General features: G+C 34.2%; 17 protein-coding genes, 1 tRNA gene and 1 pseudogene. 14 read left to right on the top strand and 5 right to left on the bottom strand.

Translation table 11 applies throughout. The features are described 5' to 3' along the window. Window positions 1-2 precede the first annotated feature (2 nt). From J3U35_RS04765 to J3U35_RS04730, 8 genes are all read left to right on the top strand, one after another. Entirely contained in the window at window positions 3-1,472 is a 1,470-nt protein-coding gene (locus tag J3U35_RS04765) for a sensor histidine kinase (RefSeq protein WP_267359859.1), read from the top strand. After that, a complete protein-coding gene (locus J3U35_RS04760; RefSeq protein ID WP_267352291.1) occupies window positions 1,453-2,136 on the top strand; it encodes a response regulator transcription factor in 684 nt (227 codons plus the stop codon). The genes J3U35_RS04765 and J3U35_RS04760 overlap by 20 nt, the downstream gene beginning before the upstream one ends. Before the next feature lie 129 nt (window positions 2,137-2,265). Next, window positions 2,266-2,871: a recombination mediator RecR gene (recR, locus tag J3U35_RS04755; RefSeq protein WP_267352290.1), complete on the top strand. Its 606-nt coding sequence runs from the start codon at window positions 2,266-2,268 to the stop codon at window positions 2,869-2,871. A gap of 123 nt (window positions 2,872-2,994) precedes the next feature. Continuing rightward, window positions 2,995-3,813, top strand: a complete 819-nt coding sequence (locus J3U35_RS04750) for a pyridoxal phosphatase (protein ID WP_267359857.1) — start codon at window positions 2,995-2,997, stop codon at window positions 3,811-3,813. Between the two features lie 13 nt (window positions 3,814-3,826). Next, complete coding sequence (truC, locus tag J3U35_RS04745; RefSeq protein WP_267359855.1) at window positions 3,827-4,540, top strand: tRNA pseudouridine(65) synthase TruC; 714 nt, start codon at window positions 3,827-3,829, stop codon at window positions 4,538-4,540. A gap of 322 nt (window positions 4,541-4,862) precedes the next feature. Next, entirely contained in the window at window positions 4,863-5,273 is a 411-nt protein-coding gene (locus J3U35_RS04740; RefSeq protein ID WP_267359853.1) for a DUF4878 domain-containing protein, read from the top strand. A gap of 91 nt (window positions 5,274-5,364) precedes the next feature. Continuing rightward, on the top strand, window positions 5,365-5,973 hold the full coding sequence (locus tag J3U35_RS04735; RefSeq protein ID WP_267359851.1) for a YiiX/YebB-like N1pC/P60 family cysteine hydrolase: 609 nt from the start codon (window positions 5,365-5,367) through the stop codon (window positions 5,971-5,973). 336 nt (window positions 5,974-6,309) lie between these two features. Next, window positions 6,310-6,383 (top strand) — tRNA-Cys (locus J3U35_RS04730). 299 nt (window positions 6,384-6,682) lie between these two features. On the opposite strand, the gene J3U35_RS04725 is transcribed toward J3U35_RS04730, so the two are convergent. After that, on the bottom strand, window positions 6,683-7,828 hold the full coding sequence (locus J3U35_RS04725) for a type I restriction endonuclease (RefSeq protein WP_267359849.1): 1,146 nt from the start codon (window positions 7,826-7,828) through the stop codon (window positions 6,683-6,685). Window positions 7,829-8,584: 756 nt separating this feature from the next. On the opposite strand from J3U35_RS04725, the gene J3U35_RS04720 reads away from it, so the two are divergent. Both J3U35_RS04720 and yegQ read left to right on the top strand, forming a co-directional pair. Next, entirely contained in the window at window positions 8,585-8,776 is a 192-nt protein-coding gene (locus J3U35_RS04720; RefSeq protein ID WP_065557694.1) for a thermostable hemolysin delta-VPH, read from the top strand. A 292-nt stretch (window positions 8,777-9,068) separates the two neighbouring features. Then, complete coding sequence (yegQ, locus tag J3U35_RS04715; protein ID WP_267359846.1) at window positions 9,069-10,412, top strand: tRNA 5-hydroxyuridine modification protein YegQ; 1,344 nt, start codon at window positions 9,069-9,071, stop codon at window positions 10,410-10,412. Window positions 10,413-10,459: 47 nt separating this feature from the next. On the opposite strand, the gene proA is transcribed toward yegQ, so the two are convergent. The 4 genes from proA to gpt all read right to left on the bottom strand — a co-directional run bounded on the left by proA (window position 10,460) and on the right by gpt (window position 14,853). After that, window positions 10,460-11,713, bottom strand: a complete 1,254-nt coding sequence (gene proA / locus J3U35_RS04710; protein ID WP_267359844.1) for a glutamate-5-semialdehyde dehydrogenase — start codon at window positions 11,711-11,713, stop codon at window positions 10,460-10,462. A 182-nt stretch (window positions 11,714-11,895) separates the two neighbouring features. After that, complete coding sequence (gene proB, locus J3U35_RS04705) at window positions 11,896-13,008, bottom strand: glutamate 5-kinase (RefSeq protein ID WP_267359842.1); 1,113 nt, start codon at window positions 13,006-13,008, stop codon at window positions 11,896-11,898. Window positions 13,009-13,032: 24 nt separating this feature from the next. Next, entirely contained in the window at window positions 13,033-14,289 is a 1,257-nt protein-coding gene (gene frsA / locus J3U35_RS04700) for an esterase FrsA (RefSeq protein WP_267359840.1), read from the bottom strand. A 30-nt stretch (window positions 14,290-14,319) separates the two neighbouring features. Next, window positions 14,320-14,853, bottom strand: a complete 534-nt coding sequence (gpt, locus tag J3U35_RS04695; protein ID WP_220217131.1) for a xanthine phosphoribosyltransferase — start codon at window positions 14,851-14,853, stop codon at window positions 14,320-14,322. Between the two features lie 150 nt (window positions 14,854-15,003). Here gpt and J3U35_RS04690 point away from each other — a divergent pair, with 150 nt between their 5' ends. The 4 genes and pseudogenes from J3U35_RS04690 to J3U35_RS04675 form a co-directional block, all read left to right on the top strand. After that, the gene (locus tag J3U35_RS04690; protein WP_267359838.1) at window positions 15,004-16,467 is read left to right on the top strand and encodes an aminoacyl-histidine dipeptidase; all 1,464 of its coding nucleotides are present in this window, start codon (window positions 15,004-15,006) and stop codon (window positions 16,465-16,467) included. Between the two features lie 182 nt (window positions 16,468-16,649). Beyond that, window positions 16,650-17,660 carry an N-acetyl-gamma-glutamyl-phosphate reductase gene (argC, locus tag J3U35_RS04685; RefSeq protein WP_267359836.1) on the top strand — a complete coding sequence of 337 codons (1,011 nt, stop codon included), beginning with the start codon at window positions 16,650-16,652 and terminating at the stop codon, window positions 17,658-17,660. Between the two features lie 71 nt (window positions 17,661-17,731). After that, the gene (argB, locus tag J3U35_RS04680) at window positions 17,732-18,511 is read left to right on the top strand and encodes an acetylglutamate kinase (RefSeq protein ID WP_267359835.1); all 780 of its coding nucleotides are present in this window, start codon (window positions 17,732-17,734) and stop codon (window positions 18,509-18,511) included. Between the two features lie 122 nt (window positions 18,512-18,633). After that, a pseudogene (locus J3U35_RS04675) lies at window positions 18,634-19,851 on the top strand (argininosuccinate synthase); the annotation flags it as partial. Between the last annotated feature and the right edge of the window lie 158 nt (window positions 19,852-20,009).

Raw genomic sequence — 20,009 nt, 5'->3', positions numbered from 1 at the left:
GTATGAAAAAATTAGCAGCGATTCTCTCTTGTATAATATTTGTAATGGCTCTTAGCTATCTTGGTTGGCGTAGTATTGAACATGAAGTTTTAATGCGCCAACATCAGCAAAGAATGTTAGCACAAAGCCGGTTGGAGAATATAAAATCATCGATTGAATCGCTGTTAAATCAGCGTTCCGTTTATTTGATTAGCTTAATTCAACTTTTGGAAAAGGGCGCCGGTACGTTTGATAATCTGTTACAATCGCAATCAGATATTAAAAATGCTTTCGAAATTCGCCATAATAACATTGTTTATATCAGTAATAGTAACGATCTGCAATGGGTTAAATTTGTTGAGTCGATTAAGTATGATAATGCAATTTTAATCCCCCCCAATTCGTCGAATGAATTATCTCTGCCAACCTCGGGTTGGTATCAGTCTTATGATCATCTGATTTTTTGGTCTAAAAAGGGTAATATTATCAAGGGATTTGAGCTATCAACGATTAAATTTGCGTTAGATATTATTCGGTTATTTGAAGATCAATCTATCGATGATAATTTCAGTCTCTATGAGGGTTCAAAACAAATCTATGTTCATGGTCACTCGACAATCAATGACATTAATGTGATGCTTGACTATCCACTACAGAATTGGCAATTAACTTATTATTATTTATCACCAAACTTTGTTACCTTTTATTGGTTAGGTGGTGGAATATTATTTTTGTTTATTGTGTTAGTTATTGGTATCGTTTGTTATGTTTATCGAGAATATACACGAGCGATTCGTTTAGCTAAACAACAAGTTAGCTTTGTTGGGCAAGTTTCACATGAGTTTAAAACGCCATTAACTAATATCACACTTTATTCAGAAATGTTAAAAGAACAGTTAATCGATGAACCTTTTCCTGTACCTGAATATTTGGATGTGATCACCAGTGAAAGTCAGCGATTAACTCGCTTAGTGCAAAATGTACTTAATTTAAGTAAGCCAGCTAAACAGAATTTTAAAGCCGTTAATTTAACGTTGCTCATTGAGCGAGTTTTTCAAACTTTCAATCCCGTTCTTAAAACAAAATCATTGCAACTGAATTTGATTTTAAATTCGAATAAAAATCACACTATCTTTACCGATGAAGATAGTGTGATGCAAATCATAAGTAATTTTTTAAGCAATGCTGAAAAATATGCCGTAAATGGCAAAAATGTTGATTTATCACTGACGACTAATGATAAACAGACTATTATCACCGTGCGGGATTATGGTCGTGGTATCCCTAAGCATCTATTAAAGAAAATTTTTAAACCCTTTTATCGGATAAATTCATCCATTACCGAAGGCATTTCGGGAACAGGAATTGGGCTTACTATTGCCAACCAATTAGCGCAGCAATTGCAGGGTACTATCAAGGTAACCAATGAAAATCCGGGTACTGCGTTTTCATTAATTTTAACGGAGCATGTGCATGAAGATTTTAATCGCTGAGGATGATCATAACATTCGTAAAGGAATGTCGGATCTTTTACAACAAGAAGGTTATACCATCCTTCAAGCTGAAAATGGGAAAACTGCGCTTAAATTGTTTAAACAGGATAAACCTGATTTTATCATTTTAGATATTATGATGCCCGAAATGGATGGGTATTGTGTTTGTCGTGAGATTCGAAAATTAGATGATGATATACCGATTCTTTTTTTATCCGCTAAAGATGAAGAAATCGATCGCGTTATTGGTTTAGAGCTTGGCGCTGATGACTATATGAGTAAACCTTTTGGCATTCATGAACTTCGAGCAAGAATCAAAGCTATTGCTAAACGTTATTTAAAATTAAAACATGCTAACCATATAAACGATGAATTTTTTTATTTTGGTGATTTGACGGTTTATCCAATCGAGTTATGTGCAAAACGTAATCAACAAGTAATCGAGCTTTCACTTCGAGAAATCAAAATTATATCTTGCCTGTATCAACATCAAAATCAAGTTGTGACAAGGGATATGCTTTTTGATTATGTATGGGGATATGATTATTCACCAAATAGTCGAACACTTGATCAGCATATCTCTAAATTACGTAAACAAATTGAACTCGATCCATTGAATCCTGTTTTAATTAAAACCATTCATGGCTTCGGTTATCGACATTAAAATCGGGTGATTTATTAAATCGTTCTGCCTGAATTGAAATTTAAAAGCGATGTAATTGTTGTTTTATCAAAGCTTGAAAAGAGGTATTATTAACGCTAAATGTATTTATTGTGATAACTAAACGAATTTATGCAAATTAGCCCATTATTAGAATCACTCATGGAAGCATTACGTTGCTTACCTGGCGTTGGTCCCAAATCTGCACAACGGATGGCTTTCCATTTATTACAGCGTAATCGACAAGGCGGTATTAAATTGGCTCACGTACTTCATGAAGCGATGATTAATATCGGTCATTGCCAAGAGTGCCGAACTTTTACTGAACAATCCATTTGTACCATTTGTGCCAATGCTCGTCGTCAAAGTAGCGGTCAACTCTGTGTTGTTGAAACCCCAGCAGATATCGTTGCTATTGAACAAACCGGTCAATACAGTGGTCGTTATTTTGTATTGTTAGGTCATCTTTCTCCTTTAGATGGTATTGGTCCAACTGATATTGGTCTTGATCTATTAAAGCACAAACTATCTTCAGAAACGATTAGTGAGGTTATTTTAGCGACGAACCCAACAGTTGAAGGGGATGCAACCGCCAACTATATTGCTCAAATGTGTGCAGAGTTTGATGTAACGGCAACCCGTATCGCTCATGGCGTGCCAGTTGGTGGAGAACTTGAAATGGTAGACGGTACAACGTTATCGCACTCGTTTGTTGGTCGTCAAAAAATTGAATGGTAAATCGGTTGTAGATTAAGCATCAGTGTTTTCTAATTAGTTACCAAATCATTCGTTCAATTAGCCAAAATCGAATGATGTAAATGGGTGTAGGAATCGTTATTTGAAGATAGAAAGAGGAATAAAATGAAGTATAAAGCCGTTGCCTTTGATATGGATGGTACTTTACTTGCCAGTAATCGTCTAATTTTACCTGAGACAGTTGCGATGATTGAAAAAATCAGTGCCAAAGGTGTTAAAGTTATTTTAGTTTCTGGTCGTCACCATTCTGTTATTTATCCGTATTATTATCAACTTAAATTATCAACACCTGCAATTTGTTGTAATGGATCTTACCTGTATGATTTTGAAAAACAGCAATCATTTGCCGGTAAACCCATGACAAAAGAGCAAGCAAAAACATTGCTTAATTTGGTCAATCAATATGGTATTCATACGCTTATTTACACTGACAAAATGATGACTTATGAAGTGCTCGATGATCATTTAGAAGGTTTTTTTAAATGGGTAAATTCGTTGCCTTCATTTTTACAACCTGAGATTAAAAAAGTAGATAGCTTTGACACAGTAATTGACGAAGCAGGAGCGGTTTACAAATTTGCCACAAGTAGTCATGATCTGCCTGCATTACGACAATTTTCGGATGCTGTTGAAGCACTTAATCAATTTTCGTGCGAATGGTCTTGGTCGAATCGCGCTGATGTCGCCGTGAAGGGCAATACAAAAGGAAATGGTTTAATGCATTGGGCTAAACACGAAAATATCGATCTTAGTGAAATCGTCGCATTTGGTGATAGCTATAATGATATTTCAATGTTGACGTTGGCGGGGCTGGGTATTGCGATGGGCAACGCAGATGATGAAGTGAAAGCCAAAGCCGACCATGTTATTGGTGACAATAACAGTACCAGTATTGCGAGTGAACTTGAAAAACTGTTTTTATAGTATTTGTTAAATAATGTTCGAAATTCTTTATCAAGATGATGCTTTAATTGCGATTAACAAGCCATCCGGTTGGCTTGTGCATCGCAGTTGGTTAGATAAACATGAAACAACGGTTGTCATGCAAACTTTGCGCGATCAGATTGGGCAACATGTGTTTCCTATTCATCGCTTAGATCGTCCTACATCTGGGGTATTATTGTTTGCTTTATCTAGCGAAACCGCTCGTTTAATGTCACAACAGTTTGCAACTAAACAAATTGAAAAAACGTATCATGCAATTGTTCGGGGTTATGTTGAAGGTGAGGCGATAATTGATTATCCATTAGTTGAGGAGCTGGATAAAATTGCCGATAAGTTCTCGACACCGAATAAACCCGCACAAGATGCAATTACCTTTTATCGGGGTATCAGTAAGATCGAAGTACCGATTAAAGTTGGTAAATTTGATACAGCAAGATTTAGTTTTGTGGAATTAAAACCCCAAACCGGTCGAAAACATCAATTACGCCGCCACATGAAGCATATATTTCATCCTATTTTAGGTGATAGTAAACATGGTGATCTTCATCAAAATCGAGCCTTTACTGCTTACTTTGGTATTAAAAGACTAATGTTACATGCAAGTTCACTTAATATTATTCACCCACTAACGCAGTGTCCAATCACGATTAAAGCTGATTTAGATAATAACTGGCTATCTATTTTGAAAAATTTTGAATTGATTTAATCAATTCATTTTATCTTTTTATTAAATAATTTGGCGTTATTTTAGTGCAAGTAGCTTTAATTTCTATTAATAATACAAATGAACAGGGTCATTAAGTCCATTTAAAAAACGGAGTAAATAAAGTATTAAAATGTAATTTAATATAACGATTTTGTTTTTGATTACTTAAGAATAATTAATAAAATTTTACTTATTTCTTTTCAATTAAAATATTACATAGTATGATTTTGTACCTTTTCAAGTTTGTAAATCGATTTATGCTACCTTGAAAAGGAATTCGAATAGATTTATGTCGTTAATATTCTGTTAATGGGAAAAAAAAATGAAATTAGTTGTAAAATTTTTTGGTATTTTTATGTTATCGCTTATGGTTTTTGCCTGTACCAATAATGATTCTCCAGAAGCCGTTGGAGAAAAATTTACAAAAGCTGGTTATAGCGTTGATATGGATACCTTTATGGATTTATTGTATATTTCTGATGATATGCAAGAAGATGGTGTTGATGTAAAAATGCTATTAAAAAGTAAATTTAAGAGTGTTTTAGATGAATCTGCAAAAATGGCAAAAAACTATGGCGGAATTGATAAAATCGTTAGTTCACCTGCTGAATATAATACCGATAAAACAAAAGCTCAAGTTGAAGTCACTGTTTCATTTAAAGATGGTTCTCAAAAGAAATCTAGTTTAGATTTGATAAAGATTGATGGTAAATGGCTTGTCAATATGAAATAAATCATAAGAATAGTGTTTAATAACGAAAATAAAAAAGGGTAAATCAATGGTTACCCTTTTTCAATTATAATTAACTAATTTTTAAATTGTCATGAAATTTTGCCATTATGTCTTTATTGTTATACTGTTTTGTTCTAATTTAGTGACAAAAACGGTATCAGCTGATTCTTTAGATGCTAAATCTAACTTTATTCCACTTATAAAAGTAGGGGATTGGATTTTTCGCAAAGGTGTTCAAATTGATAGCTTGGTTATTAATCAATTAGGCGGTGGTGATTTTTCTCATATTGGTTTTATTATTGCAACTGAGCCAGAAGTTAGAGTAATTCATGCAACAACGGGCGATAATGAAAATCTACCAAATCAAGTTATTATTTCAACAATTGAAGAATTTACTACGCCTTCACTTGCGCAGAAGTATGCGATAGCAAGACCCCATTTTTTATCTGATCAACAACAACAATTGATAGTTGCAGAACTATTAACTAAACAAGGTGCTCCGTTTGTACTAGCTAGTCGTGATGAAGATCATTTATATTGCACTACATTGCTTTATGACGCCATTGTCAAAATCTATCCGCAGTTTAATTTAGAATGGAAGTATGCTAACTTTCCTTTATTCAATGGCATTTACTTATTTCCGAGTGCCTTCGCAGACTATGAGGGTATCACATGGATCTATCACTATTCTGAAAATTAATCAGATAGACAAAGCTTGTAAAAAACGTTCTGATAAATCATGGTTATTAGCTTTATTAATTTAAGTACTGACATCAGTCGTTATCAACCACCTTTTTAGTAAATCCGTAAGCAGGTAAATACCTTTTTTAAAACACAATAGACTAGATGATTTTTGCTGATTACTAAATATTTTTTTATATTTATATCTATTATGTGTTGAAATTTGGATGAATAATTATCGAAAAGAGCAGTAAGATTAAATAACTTTTGTGACTGCTGTAATTATAAACTATTTATTCTTGACGTATAAACATGCCAATGCTAATATTTGCCACCTATTCAGTTAGACCTCAACGGCGCGTTGGCAGAGTGGCCATGCTGCGGATTGCAAATCCGTCTACCTCAGTTCGATTCTGGGACGCGCCTCCATTAAATTATTAAATAAATCAGTATTTCAAAATAGATAAGCATCAAAAAAATATTCCACGAATAATATATAGTTAAAATAAATTGTTTTTTATATGCGGGTTTAAGGTTGATGTATTTTAGCTCTTCATCTTTATTGGGTTTTATATCGGTTTTGATTAAATCTACTACTTATCTAAGGTGCTTCATTCTATTTGATGAAATATCATGATTGATATTATTTATTGATTTAATTAAGTTAATTTTATTTACAAGTTTTAACTGGGAAAAGCCCTTAGTTGGGCTCTTACAAGTTATTATGACTATTTTCTTTTAAAATTATCATCATTTTTAGTGTATTCATATGCATCAATAATTAATCCAGAAATCCTCAATACATTTTCTGGTTTATCAATAATAATTTGATCTCCAGCACCTATTTCTAAATTAGCTCTCTTTATTTCTTCTTTAATATTTTCAGTGAGAACAATTGGCAACTGAATCGAAGGACGTTGCTTATTATCGTAGTAACGAACCATCCATCTATTAGATTTGTTTTGATAAAGCACACTAAAGTAAGATTCTGTATCTTTATAAGTTAATTCATTATCATTTATAATCGAGTTTATATGTTCAAAAAACATTCTTTCAGAATATGTAGTTATAATTTTACTATTTTCAGGATCTATAATATCGGCTTTTTCGTCAATTGTTGTATCTCTATTATCTTTATTAGTTAAATCATCGGTTAGTTCTTTTTTTCCTGTTAAGCCAACAACCACCATATTACTTACCGCTTTTTCAATTGCCTTTTGTACAATAGGTGTAATGCTATCCAAAAACTTTTGGTTTAGTTGCCTAGATATATTTGATTTGTTGGCAATATATTTGACAAAATCAATGGGTGATTCTCTCAAGGTTGAAGCGATAGCTTTAGTAAATAATGAAAAATAAATACTTTCTTCAGCTAACGTTCTTAGCGCTTCTGGTTTGAATTGATCATATCTAAATTGATAAAGTTGCTCATAATCATTATCTTGTAATTTTTCAATATTTATTTTTAAAAAAGGATTTGAGTCCATTATGTTTTTTTGTTCTAAATCTGTGAAAAATCTCCATTCTCTGCCATTCGTTATAGCTGCAACAGCGACTTCTGGAGTAGCATTAAAATATCTGGAAAGTTGAGGGCAATGGTTGGCTAATTCTTCATTCCATGATTTTGCTTCTATAAACATTACGGGTAAACTTTGACAAAAAAGTGCATAATCAACACGTTCATTAGCTTTTTCCCCTGGAAAATCTGCTTTAAACTCTGCTTTAACTTTGGTTGGATCGTAGGGAGTAAACCCTAGTATGTCCAGTAAAGGTAGTATCAATGCTTGTTTAGTTGTTTCTTCTGTATTGCAGTGACAACCAACTTTTTTGACATGCTCTGAGTGATTCTCCAATTTTGATTTGAAATTATTCATTATATTATCCTTGCATCATTTTTAGTATCTAACATATTTAAACATTAATACGATTATCAATTTTGTTTTAGAAAATTGATTAATCTGAAATTTATTTCTAAGTTTTTTATTATTATTTTGTTGTAAATTTTGCTACTTTTACAAAGTATCAATTAATGACAGAAATATTATGAAATATAGATATTTTTCTCATATCATTACTTTAAAAATTCAAAAAAACTATAAATCATTTGCCAAGTTATCTTTGAAAGATTGCTGACCTATTTTTAGGCATCGTCTTAAAATTATTGGAAACAATATTTAAAATAAATATATAAATATTTATCAATTATTTTCAATATTTACGATTTATTTGTAAATTTTAATGTAAAACAAAAAATGTGCAATACTATTTAAAAAGATTTATTAATATCTAACAATTTTAAAATATATTATTTCATTGCTGTGTAATGTATATGATAATTATTTAATTTTTTGGGAAACTGAAGAAATTTATTTTTTGACTCAAATTTTGAGTTGTAACACAATAAAAAAACGATTAGTTTGGGGAGTAAATACGATTTTTTTTAACGTATAATCAAGAGAATAATTAATATGTCAGTCATTTTGCTTTTTATAATTAAGAATGTGTCCTCATAAAATTTTGAAACTTAATCTTACGCTATTTTCATTAATTTTTGTTTAAACTGATTGCTATATTGCTCAAAAAAGAGTACAAATAATAGTCAAATATAGGTATTCTTGATTTGACTAACTATGAGCTACTTTAATTATCATGCAAAAGCAAAAAAATTAATCAAAGATGGTTTTCTTCTGGGCTATGAGTTTGTGGATAATTGGAATGGAATTAAACCCGCTTTGGTGTTGTATTTTGTGAACGAAAAGCCTATGCCAATCAGAGAGTATCGTTGGGAAGAGTATTTCCCTCTTATTAATAAAGAAATCTAAAAGATGAATAGTTAAACAAAGTGAAAACCATTTATTTACTAGTTTACGATATATGGTATATTCTTATCGTTGTTCCAATCATTAAAGAATTAGTTATTTGAACAATTTGATTTGATTTGAATTTAATCATCATTTTTGATGAAAATCGTATTAAATCCTATCAAGTTAGGATTTGTTAAGTTCATCTTTAAATAAATTTGCCAAGCTCTAGCCTAAAGCGTAAAATGCCCACCTATTTTGCTTAACCTATTACTGCTGAGTAATACTGACTTGAAATCAGAGGCATTTTTTAATGACAAATTTATACCCAAAACCTGAGTTACTTTCGCCTGCCGGTTCTCTTAAAAATATGCGTTATGCGTTTGCTTATGGTGCAGATGCGGTTTACGCCGGTCAACCTCGTTATAGTTTGCGTGTTCGCAATAATGAATTTAATCATGAAAATTTAGCTATCGGCATTAACGAAGCCCACGCACAGGGTAAAAAGTTTTATGTGGTGGTGAATATTGCACCTCATAATTCGAAACTTAAAACGTTTATTCGTGATCTTGAACCTATTGTCAATATGAAACCCGATGCCTTCATTATGTCTGATCCGGGTTTAATTATGCTTGTTCGTGAGCATTTTCCGGAAATGGAAATTCATTTATCGGTACAATCCAATGCTGTTAACTGGGCAACCGTTAAATTTTGGCATCAAATGGGACTAACACGTGTTGTGTTGTCTCGAGAGCTGTCTCTTGATGAGATTGCCGAAATACGTGAAAAAGTTCCTGAGATGGAATTAGAAGTGTTTATCCATGGTGCACTTTGTATGGCATATTCTGGGCGTTGTCTGTTATCTGGTTATATTAATAAACGAGATTCTAACCAAGGCACTTGTACTAACGCATGCCGTTGGGAATACAAAGTTGCCGAAGGAAAAGAAGATGAAGTAGGTCAGATTGTACATAAATATGAGCCCATACCGGTACAACAAGTTGAACCTACACTTGGCATTGGTCAAACAACAAATAAAGTATTTATGTTAGAAGAATCTGGTCGACCGGGTGAATACATGCAAGCATTCGAAGATGAGCATGGAACTTATATCATGAATTCTAAAGATTTAAGAGCGGTAGAACTAGTAGAAGATTTGACTAAAATAGGTGTCCATTCATTGAAAATTGAAGGGCGTACCAAGTCCTTTTATTACTGTGCAAGAACGGCACAAGTGTATCGTCAAGCGATAGATGCTGCAAGCGAAGGTAAGCCATTTGATCCTCGTTTGTTGGCTGAACTTGATTCTTTAGCGCATCGCGGTTATACCGAAGGCTTTTTGCGTCGTCATAAGCATGAAGATATGCAAAATTATGTTCACAGTCATTCGGTATCCGACAGACAACAGTTTGTGGGGGAATTTAGTGGTGAACGTCTAAATGGTTTAGCGGAAATTATTGTTAAGAATAAGTTCTCAGTGGGTGATAGTGTTGAGATGATGACACCAAAAGGTAACATGACTTTTACTATTGAACGTATGGAGAATAAAAAAGGGCAACCAGTGCCAGCGGGATTAGGTGATGGGCATATTGTTTATATTCCAATCCCAGAAGAAATCGATTTAAATTATGCATTATTAATGCGTAATTTTGACTAAATATTGAAGTATCAACTGTCAGGTGTTACTGAACAGTTGATACAGATTTATTGACGAATTAAATCATCCCCAATACCTATCCACTTATAGGTTGTTAGTGCTTCAAGTCCCATAGGGCCTCTGGCATGTAATTTTTGAGTACTTACAGCCACTTCAGCGCCTAAGCCAAATTGTCCACCGTCGGTAAAACGTGTCGAGGCGTTGACATATACCGCTGCTGCATCGACTTGATTAACAAATTGTTCAGCATTAGTTAGGGTACGGGTTAAGATTGATTCTGAATGACCACTTCCATATTCTCGTATATGTTCTATTGCATTTTCGAGGGAATCGACGATAACAACATTAAGGTCTTTTGATAGCCATTCTTGACGTAACTCTTCATCTTTTATCGGATACACATTAGCTTTATTTGAGTTTAACATTTCAATTGTGCGCTTATCTGCATGTAAGGTAACCTCATTATCCGTCATTATTTGACTTAATATCGGCATAAACATTGGTGCAATTTTATGATGAACTAATAATGTTTCCAGCGTATTACAAGTACTAGGCCGCTGTGTTTTGGCATTAATAATAATGGCTAAAGCTTTATCAAAATCAGCACTTTCATCAACAAAAATATGACAAACACCAATTCCACCTGTAATGAAAGGTATAGTAGATTGTTCACGGCATAACTGATGGAGTGCCATGCCACCTCTTGGAATAATCATATCAATATACTTGTCGAGTTTAAGTAATTCGTTAATATATTTTCGGTCAGGATTGTCAATATATTGTATGGCGGTTTGTGGTAATCCAACTTGTGATAAGGCTTGGTGGATAACAGAAATAATCGCCATATTAGTCTTGAGCGTTTCTTTGCCACCTCTGAGTATCGCAGCATTACCTGTTTTTAAGCAAAGCGAGGTGATATCAATGGTTACATTTGGACGAGCTTCATAAATAACACCAATTACACCTAATGGCACTCTGTGACGTTGTAACTTTAAACCACTGTCTAACGTTGACCCATCAATAATTTCACCTATAGGATCCTTCAATGTGATAACTTTACGAACATCATTGGCAATCGATGATAATCGCTCAGGGGTTAGCAGTAGACGATCAACAATAGCATCACTTAAGCCTTGTTCTTTTGCTAATTTTATATCGTGCGCATTAGCTGTTAGAATCAGGGTACTTTGTGCTTCTAATAAATCGGCAATTCCCGTAAGTACTTTATTTTTAGCAGCAGTAGGGCATTGTGCTAATTGGTATGCAGCTTGTTTTGCTGCTTTTCCGATTTGGTTTAACATGATGAGACCTTTTTAGATTTTTTAATTCTTAATATTGGTTAAACGCAAAATATACGTTTAAAGCATTATGCTGATTTTCTGCCTTATTATTGGTATTTATGAATTTAAATCAATTGATTTTATCTTAATTATTAAGCCTAATAATTATTAGTGTATTGTATTTAAATAAGATTGCTAATAAATTATGATTTAATAATCATATCATTTCGATGAACGGCAACTGAACCATATTCATAGCCAATAATTTGGCTAATTTCCAATGAGTGATGTCCTGCTATTTGTTGTAGTGCATCGCTATTATAACGACTGACTCCTCGGGCAATGGATTTGCCTGATTTATCGCATATATCAACCACTTCACCACGTGAAAAGGTTTGTGCAACTTTTATAATTCCTTTAGGTAAAAGGGAGCTTCCATTATTTAAAATTGCATTAACTGCACCATCATCCAATATAAGTTTTCCTGCTATCGGTGCACCAAATATCCAATGTTTGCGATGTTCTAATGGTGTTTTTTGAGCAAGAAAACGGGTGCCAACCGATTTATTATTCATGATATCGATAATTACATTGGATCTGTTTCCTGCCGCTATCACAACTTCGATACCGGCACTTCCTGCGACTTCGGCAGCTTGTATTTTTGTGCTCATTCCACCGGTACCTAACCCTGAAACACTATCGCCTGCGATGCTACGCAAATGATCGTCGATCTGTTCGATTTCTGAAATTAATTTAGCGTTTTTATCTGATCTAGGATCGGCAGTATATAAACCTTCGATATCAGTTAATAAAATAAGTTTATCAGCTTCTGCTAAAATAGCCGCAAGTGCAGATAAATTATCATTATCGCCAACTTTAATTTCCGCTGTTGCTACCGCATCATTTTCATTGATAACGGGGACAATTTGGTTATCCAACATTGCTTTTAACACATCTTGAGCATTTAGGAATCTTTCACGATCTTCTAAATCTGCACGTGTTAATAGCATTTGACCAATATAAATTTTATAAATAGAAAACAGTTGTTCCCAAAGTTGGATGAGTTTACTTTGACCTACAGAAGCAAGTAATTGTTTTGATGCAACCGTATTAGGTAGGTTAGGGTAGTTTAAATACTCTCGTCCGGCAGCAATCGCACCTGACGTTACAATAATAACTTTATGACCTTCTTGATGTAAGATTGCACATTGTCGTATTAATTCTACTATCCGTGCACGATCTAGCTGTTTTGTCCCACTTGTTAATACGCTTGTACCCAATTTAACCACGACAACTTGCTGTTTTATGTTAGTCATAACAATACTCATTTTATACTGGTATTACAAAATAGACTTCATCCATGTTACTGATTGTGTTAATGCTTGATGTAAACTTTTTTGTAATGGTGTTTTTGGAATAGTGATAATTTTATTTTGCTTGGCTGAATGAATAAGTTTTGCTTCAGTTAAGGTACTAAGTTTATCATTTTCGAAAATAATATTCATCACAGGAACTGGGCAAGCTCGAGTTAAAAGACCCTGATTTTTTAGTGAAAAATAATTTAATTCGGCGGCTAATTGTTGGTTGGATATTAGCGGTAATCCCAAACGGCTAGCTAGCATATCTTTGTAGCTATTAGGTAGATTCTTTTGTAGTTCTTTATCAGTGAAAATTTGATGAACAAAAGGTGTAAAATTAAATAATCCTTTTATTTTATTTGGCATCAAATAGGTTAATCGTGTTGCAATATGCGAACCAAAACGAAAACCTGCCACAATTAAACGATTATTATCCACCCAAGGCACGGTAGAAAGTTGCTCAATAATGGCTTGATGAATCTGACTACTATTTTGAGTTAAAGTGAAGTTACGACTGTATCCAACACTGGGTAAATCCACAGTTAACATCGCAATGCCTTGCGGTGCTAAATATTCACTAAAATATCGATAAAAATCAATTTGCAAATTACCAAGTGCATTACAGATCACAACGACAGGGCAAGTACCTTCAGTTTTAGGTAAATGAAGTAGCGTTTTGATATTCCGATCTTCAACTTTGAATTCAAGTTCTTTAATCTTATAAGGGGAATAATTGAGTGCTTTTGTATAAGCTTGATATGCACATGTTTGGGCATACATCGCTAACTCGTCATTTTTAAAATGAGGATAGCTTGCAATACTTGCATATTCACTTGCAATCAAATAATAAGTATTTAGATTTTTTTTATCGTCTTCGCTTAAATTGGTGGGATCGATAGCATCGGCTTTTGCTGACCATTCAGCAGCTTGATTCAAAAATTCGTAAATCCAATTACCAGGTTGATAACCAATAACTGAATCTAACCATTTATCATTGGTGTGTTTTTTAGTTGAAGCAGCAATTCGTGATAAAACTGCTTCAACTTCAAGCTTTGGCAAACCACGCCAAAACCACAAAATGGGATTGATAATTCTATACCATCTTGAATCTAGGTCGCCGTCTAACGGACTAATACTACTACCGTCACTGTAATCAATACGATTAATAAGCCCCGAAGTTTCTGGATAATCATATTGCTGTTTAAATATCTGTTCTGATAGATTTTTAGTCGCTGACATAACAGCCAATTATCCCTTATGATAGATTAATTATTCATGATCACTAATTGGTTTAACAAACATGACACCGGTATCCCAAGGCTGTTCAATCCAAGTATCTTGTTCAATATCTACAACATAATCATCAACAAGAGGTTTACCAGCCGGTTTTGCAAATATAGTCACAAATCGTGCTTTAGGGTACATATCACGAATGGTGTGAGCGGTGTTACCGGTATCAACTAAATCATCAACAACAATAAAACCTTCACCATCACCATTAGCTTGTTTAAGAATCAGTTTTTCACGCTGATGGTCATGATCATAGCTTGAAATACAGACAGTATCAACATAACGAATGCTTAATTCTCGAGCAAGAATCGCAGCTGGTACTAAACCACCACGGCTTACTGCAATAATGCCTTTCCATTGATTTGCGGGTAATAAACGTTTTGAAAGTTGACGTCCATAGGCTTGTAACATTTCCCAGGTAACGTTGAATTTTTCTTTTTCAGCGATGATTTCAGCTTTATGCTGTTTTTTAGCTTTAATTTCTTCTTCAGTTAAATTTTGTTCTATTGACATGAGTAACTCGCAATTTTAATCGAATGTGTAAATATAATAAATTAATATTAATGGACTAAAAATAGATGTAAAATTGCACCTTATTATAGAGCGATTACACAAAAAAAACCACTCATTAATTAATTACTCACTTAATATTGAGGATATATTATGCTTTCCACATTAGAGCCAAAATTTACTTGGCAGATTTTTAATGATATTTGTAAAATTCCACATCCTTCACATCATGAACAAATGATAACTAAATATATTGTTGATTTTGCCAATTCTCATCATATTGCTTATCAAATCGATAAAGCAGGAAATATTTTGCTATCAAAACCAGCAACCAAAGGTTTGGAACATTGTCCTTCAATTGCGTTACAAGCTCATATGGATATGGTTCCTCAAAAAAATGAAGGCACAGTACACGATTTTTTGACTGATCCTATTCAAGCTTATGTTGACGGTGAATGGGTCAAAGCTAAAGGAACAACTTTAGGAGCTGATAATGGTGTTGGGCTGGCTTCGGCATTAGCTGTTTTAATTGATCCGACTGTTGAGCATGGGCCGTTAGAAGTGCTTGTTACCACATCAGAAGAGACCGGTATGCATGGCGCATTTGGTCTTCAACCTAATTGGCTTAAAAGTAAATATTTAATTAATACCGATTCTGAAGATGAAGGTGAAATATTTACAGGATGCGCTGGAGGCGTTGATTTTACCACAACGTTCGCGATTACTTATGCTGTTATGCCTGAAAAACATGATTGTTATATGCGTATCTCATTAAAAGGTTTAAAAGGTGGGCATTCTGGGTGTGATATTCATCTTGGGCGAGGTAATGCCATTAAACTTATGGCAAGGTTTTTGGCTGAGTATGCTCAGGATTTTTCATTTCGATTGGCGGATATACAAGGTGGATCATTACGAAATGCAATCCCAAGAGAAGCATTTGCGGAAATTTCATTGAATAAACAAGATTTACCTAAGCTTGAGTCAATCATTCAGCAATACAAATCGACCTTAAAAAACGAATTAGGTAGCGTTGAACCAAATATTGAAATAAATTTGAGTGATGTTGATGAAACTAAAGTTAGACGTGTATTAACAACCGAGCATCAAAACAAAATCATCAATTGGTTGAACTCAGCACCAAATGGTGTGGTGAGAATGAGTAATCAAATACATGGCGTCGTTGAAACATCTTTAAATTTAGGCATTGTGAATATCAAAGAGAATCAACTCTATGTAAATTTTTTAATCCGTTCACAAGTAGATTCTGCTAAAGATGCGGTTGTTTCGACCTTAATTTCATTGAGTCAATTAGTCAATGCAAATTATGAAATTAGTGGCGGTTATTCTGGTTGGGAACCGAAATTAGATTCTAGTTTGTTGCAACTTGCGAAAGACAAATATCATGAACTTTTTTCGCAAAAAGCAAAAATTATGGTAATACATGCTGGGCTAGAATGTGGTCTATTTAAGCAATCTTATCCTGATATGGATATGATTTCGATTGGGCCAACAATTGTATCTCCTCATTCTCCTGATGAAAAAGTGAACATTCAAAGCGTTCATCGTTATTGGGATCTACTTATTGCAATTTTAAAATCAGCAACACTTTTAAAATAGTATCAATTTAAAAAACCTGCGGATCGTTGTCGGCAGGTTTTTAACTGTCTTAAACATTACTTTATATCGACAAATGAAATTAAATTCACAAAAAGTGAATAAAAATTCATTTTAGGACTTGTGTCGGTTTAATAAATAACCTACTATATATTCATTATTTAATAATAAATTATAGGAATGGTATGTTAAAAGCGGTTATTGTTGGAGCGAGTGGTTATGCAGGTGCAAAATTAGCCTATTACTTGACTAAACACCCACATGTTGAACTTGTTGCTTTAACGGTTTCAGAAAATAGTCAAGATGGGGGAAAGCTTATCTCAGACTATAATCTTCATCCTCAATTAAAAGGGGTGGTTGATTTACCTTTGATTGCAACCTCAGATTATTCTTTTTTAATTAATGATATCGATTTGGTATTTTTGGCAACTGAGCATGCTGTTAGTCATGCTATCGCCCCTTATTTTTTAGAGCACGACTGTACGGTTTTTGATTTGTCGGGTGCTTTTCGTGTTAATTCTTCCTCATTTTATCAAGATTTTTATGGTTTTACTCATCAACATCAACAATGGTTAGACCAAGCAATTTATGGTTTAGCCGAATGGAATTTTAAGGCAATTAAACAAGCAAAATTAATTGCCGTTCCCGGTTGTTATCCAACGGCCAGTTTGTTACCTTTAAAGCCATTAATTGAAGAAGATTTAATAGATAAATCGCAATTACCTGTCATCAATGCGGTAAGTGGAGTAAGTGGTGCAGGGCGTAAACCTTCACATAATAATTTATTTTGTGAAGTCAGCTTACATGCCTATGGATTGTTTACTCATCGTCATCAACCTGAAATTGCAACGCATCTAGGTCAAGAGGTCATTTTTACTCCTCATTTAGGATGTTTTAAACAAGGTATTCACGCAACGATAACTTGCCTTGTAAAAGCCAATGTGTCTTCTAATGATATTCTTTCAGCTTTAAATAAGTATTACAGCGATAAGCCTTTAGTTAGAGTTTATCAAAAAGATTGGCCAGCTTTAAAAGCTGTCGTTGGATTACCTTATTGTGATATAGGATTTGTTTTAAAAGGACGACATTTAATTTTAATTTCAGTGGAAGATAACTTATTAAAAGGTGCAGCAGCACAAGCTGTGCAGTGTATGAATATTCGATTTGGTTTTGATGAAACAACGGCGTTACTTTAAAAATTGGGATATTTATCGATAAATTAAGATGAATAGCGGTTAACGATAATCTAAGTTAATAGGGAATTGAAATGAAACCATTAATTATTAAGCTTGGCGGCGTACTACTCGATAATAAAGATGCACTCAATAAATTGTTTTTAGTTATTCGTAATTATAAACAGAATTTTAACCGTCCTTTAATCATTGTACACGGTGGGGGCAGTGTCGTTGATTCCTTAATGGATAGGTTATCGATCCCCGTTGTTCGTCGTAATGGATTAAGGGTCACGCCGGCAGATCAAATTGATGTGATTGTTGGTAGTCTTGCCGGTAGCGCAAATACCACTTTACTCTCTGAAGCTAAAAAACAGCATATACCAAGTATAGGGCTCTGTTTAGCGGACGGTGATAGCGTCAAAGTTAAGCAGATTTCGGAAGAGCTTGGGTATGTTGGAGAAGCTCAGGTAGGGGATCCAACTTTAGTGAATCTTCTAATAAAAAATGGTTATTTGCCGATCGTAAGTTCAATTGGTATAACAGATGAAGGCCAAATGATGAATGTTAACGCTGATCATGCAGCAGTGGCGTTAGCTAAAACATTAGATGCTGATTTAATTTTGCTTTCTGATGTAGTTGGCGTTTTAGATGAGAATAAACAGCGCATTGAATCATTAACACAATCACAAGCTGATCAACTTATCGCTAATGGGGTGATTACTGACGGCATGATAGTTAAAGTTAATTCTGCATTTGAAGCTGCTAAAGCGTTAGGCAGGGGAATTGATATAGCAAGTTGGAAAGAACCGGATAAACTGATTGAATTATTTAATGGAAAATCCGGTATAACGGGCACAAGAATTATTGCTTAAATAGCGATCAAATATTATATTACATCGGTTATCATTATAACTGTTTTAAGAAAAAAAGTGATGTAGGTTTCAAGATTTTTTAACTTATTCGTCGATCGTCGTTAATTAAGAAAGGGTATAACATGAAAAAAAGTAGCACAAAAAAGGTCGTTTTAGCCTATTCAGGTGGTTTAGATACATCCGCTATTATTCCTTGGTTAAAAGAAAATTATGGTGGATGTGAAGTTTATGCGTTAGTGGCTAATGTCGGTCAAGATCCAAAAGAATTGAAAGATGTAGAAAAGAAAGCCAAAGCTTCTGGCGCTGTAGCATGTAAAGTGGTCGATTTACGAGAAGAATTTGTTAAAGATTATGTTTACCCAGTCTTAAAAACCGGTGCTTTATACGAAGGAACTTATTATCTTGGTACATCAATGGCACGTCCAATTATTGCTAAAGCACAAGTCGAATATGCGTTAGAAGTTGGCGCCGATACGCTTTGCCATGGTGCGACAGGTAAAGGTAATGACCAAGTTCGTTTTGAAACAACTTATACCGCGCTTGCTCCCCAATTAAAAGTGATAGCACCTTGGCGTGAGTGGGATTTACGCTCACGTGAAGCCTTAATTGACTATTTAAAAGTAAGAAAAATACCAACAACCGCAACGGTCGAAAAAATTTACAGTCGTGATGAAAATGCTTGGCATATCTCAACCGAAGGTGGCGTTCTTGAAAGCACTTGGAATCAAGCAAACGCAGATTGTTGGGCTTGGACGGTTTCTCCTGAAGATGCACCAAATAAACCTGAACTTGTAACTATTGGTATTGAAAAAGGTGAGGTAGTTTCAGTTAATGGTAAAAAACTTTCGCCTTACAACTGTGTTGCCACATTGAATAAAATTGGTGCTAAACATGGAGTAGGTCGGGTCGATATTATTGAAAATCGTTTAGTAGGAATCAAATCACGTGGTTGTTATGAAACGCCTGGTGGTACCATTATGATGACCGCTTTGCGAGGGCTTGAGCAGTTGATTTTAGATCGTGATAGTTTCAAATGGCGTGAGCAGTTAGGTCTTGAAATGGCTTATGTTGTTTATGATGGTCGTTGGTTTGCCCCTTATCGTCGCTCTATTCAAGCAGCAGCCGATGTATTAGCTGAGGATATGACAGGTGAAGTTGTGGTGAAGCTTTATAAAGGCAGTGCTACCGCAGTGCAGAAAAAATCACCGAATAGCTTATATAACGAAGAGTTTGCTACATTCGGAGAAGATGAGGTTTATGATCACAGCCATGCTGGTGGTTTTATTCGATTATTTTCTTTATCTTCACGCATTCGAGCATTGAATGAAGAGAAGAAAAAACAGCCAGCTAAAAAAGCTAAAGCTGCTACAAAAACATCTGATTCACCAAAAAAGGTAAAAACGGAGAGTAAAGCTAAAGCAGCAACCAAAGAAGTAACTAAATCTAAAACAACAAAAAAATCGGAAAAGTAATTTTTTGATATTGATCTAGATAAGTG

Origin of the sequence: Gilliamella sp. B2717 (genome assembly GCF_026536675.1) — a bacterium.
In the GTDB taxonomy this organism is placed as follows: domain Bacteria; phylum Pseudomonadota; class Gammaproteobacteria; order Enterobacterales; family Orbaceae; genus Gilliamella; species Gilliamella apicola_I.
The sequence above is the reverse complement of the archived record's forward strand: the minus strand, read 5'-3'. Positions and strand labels throughout refer to the sequence as shown.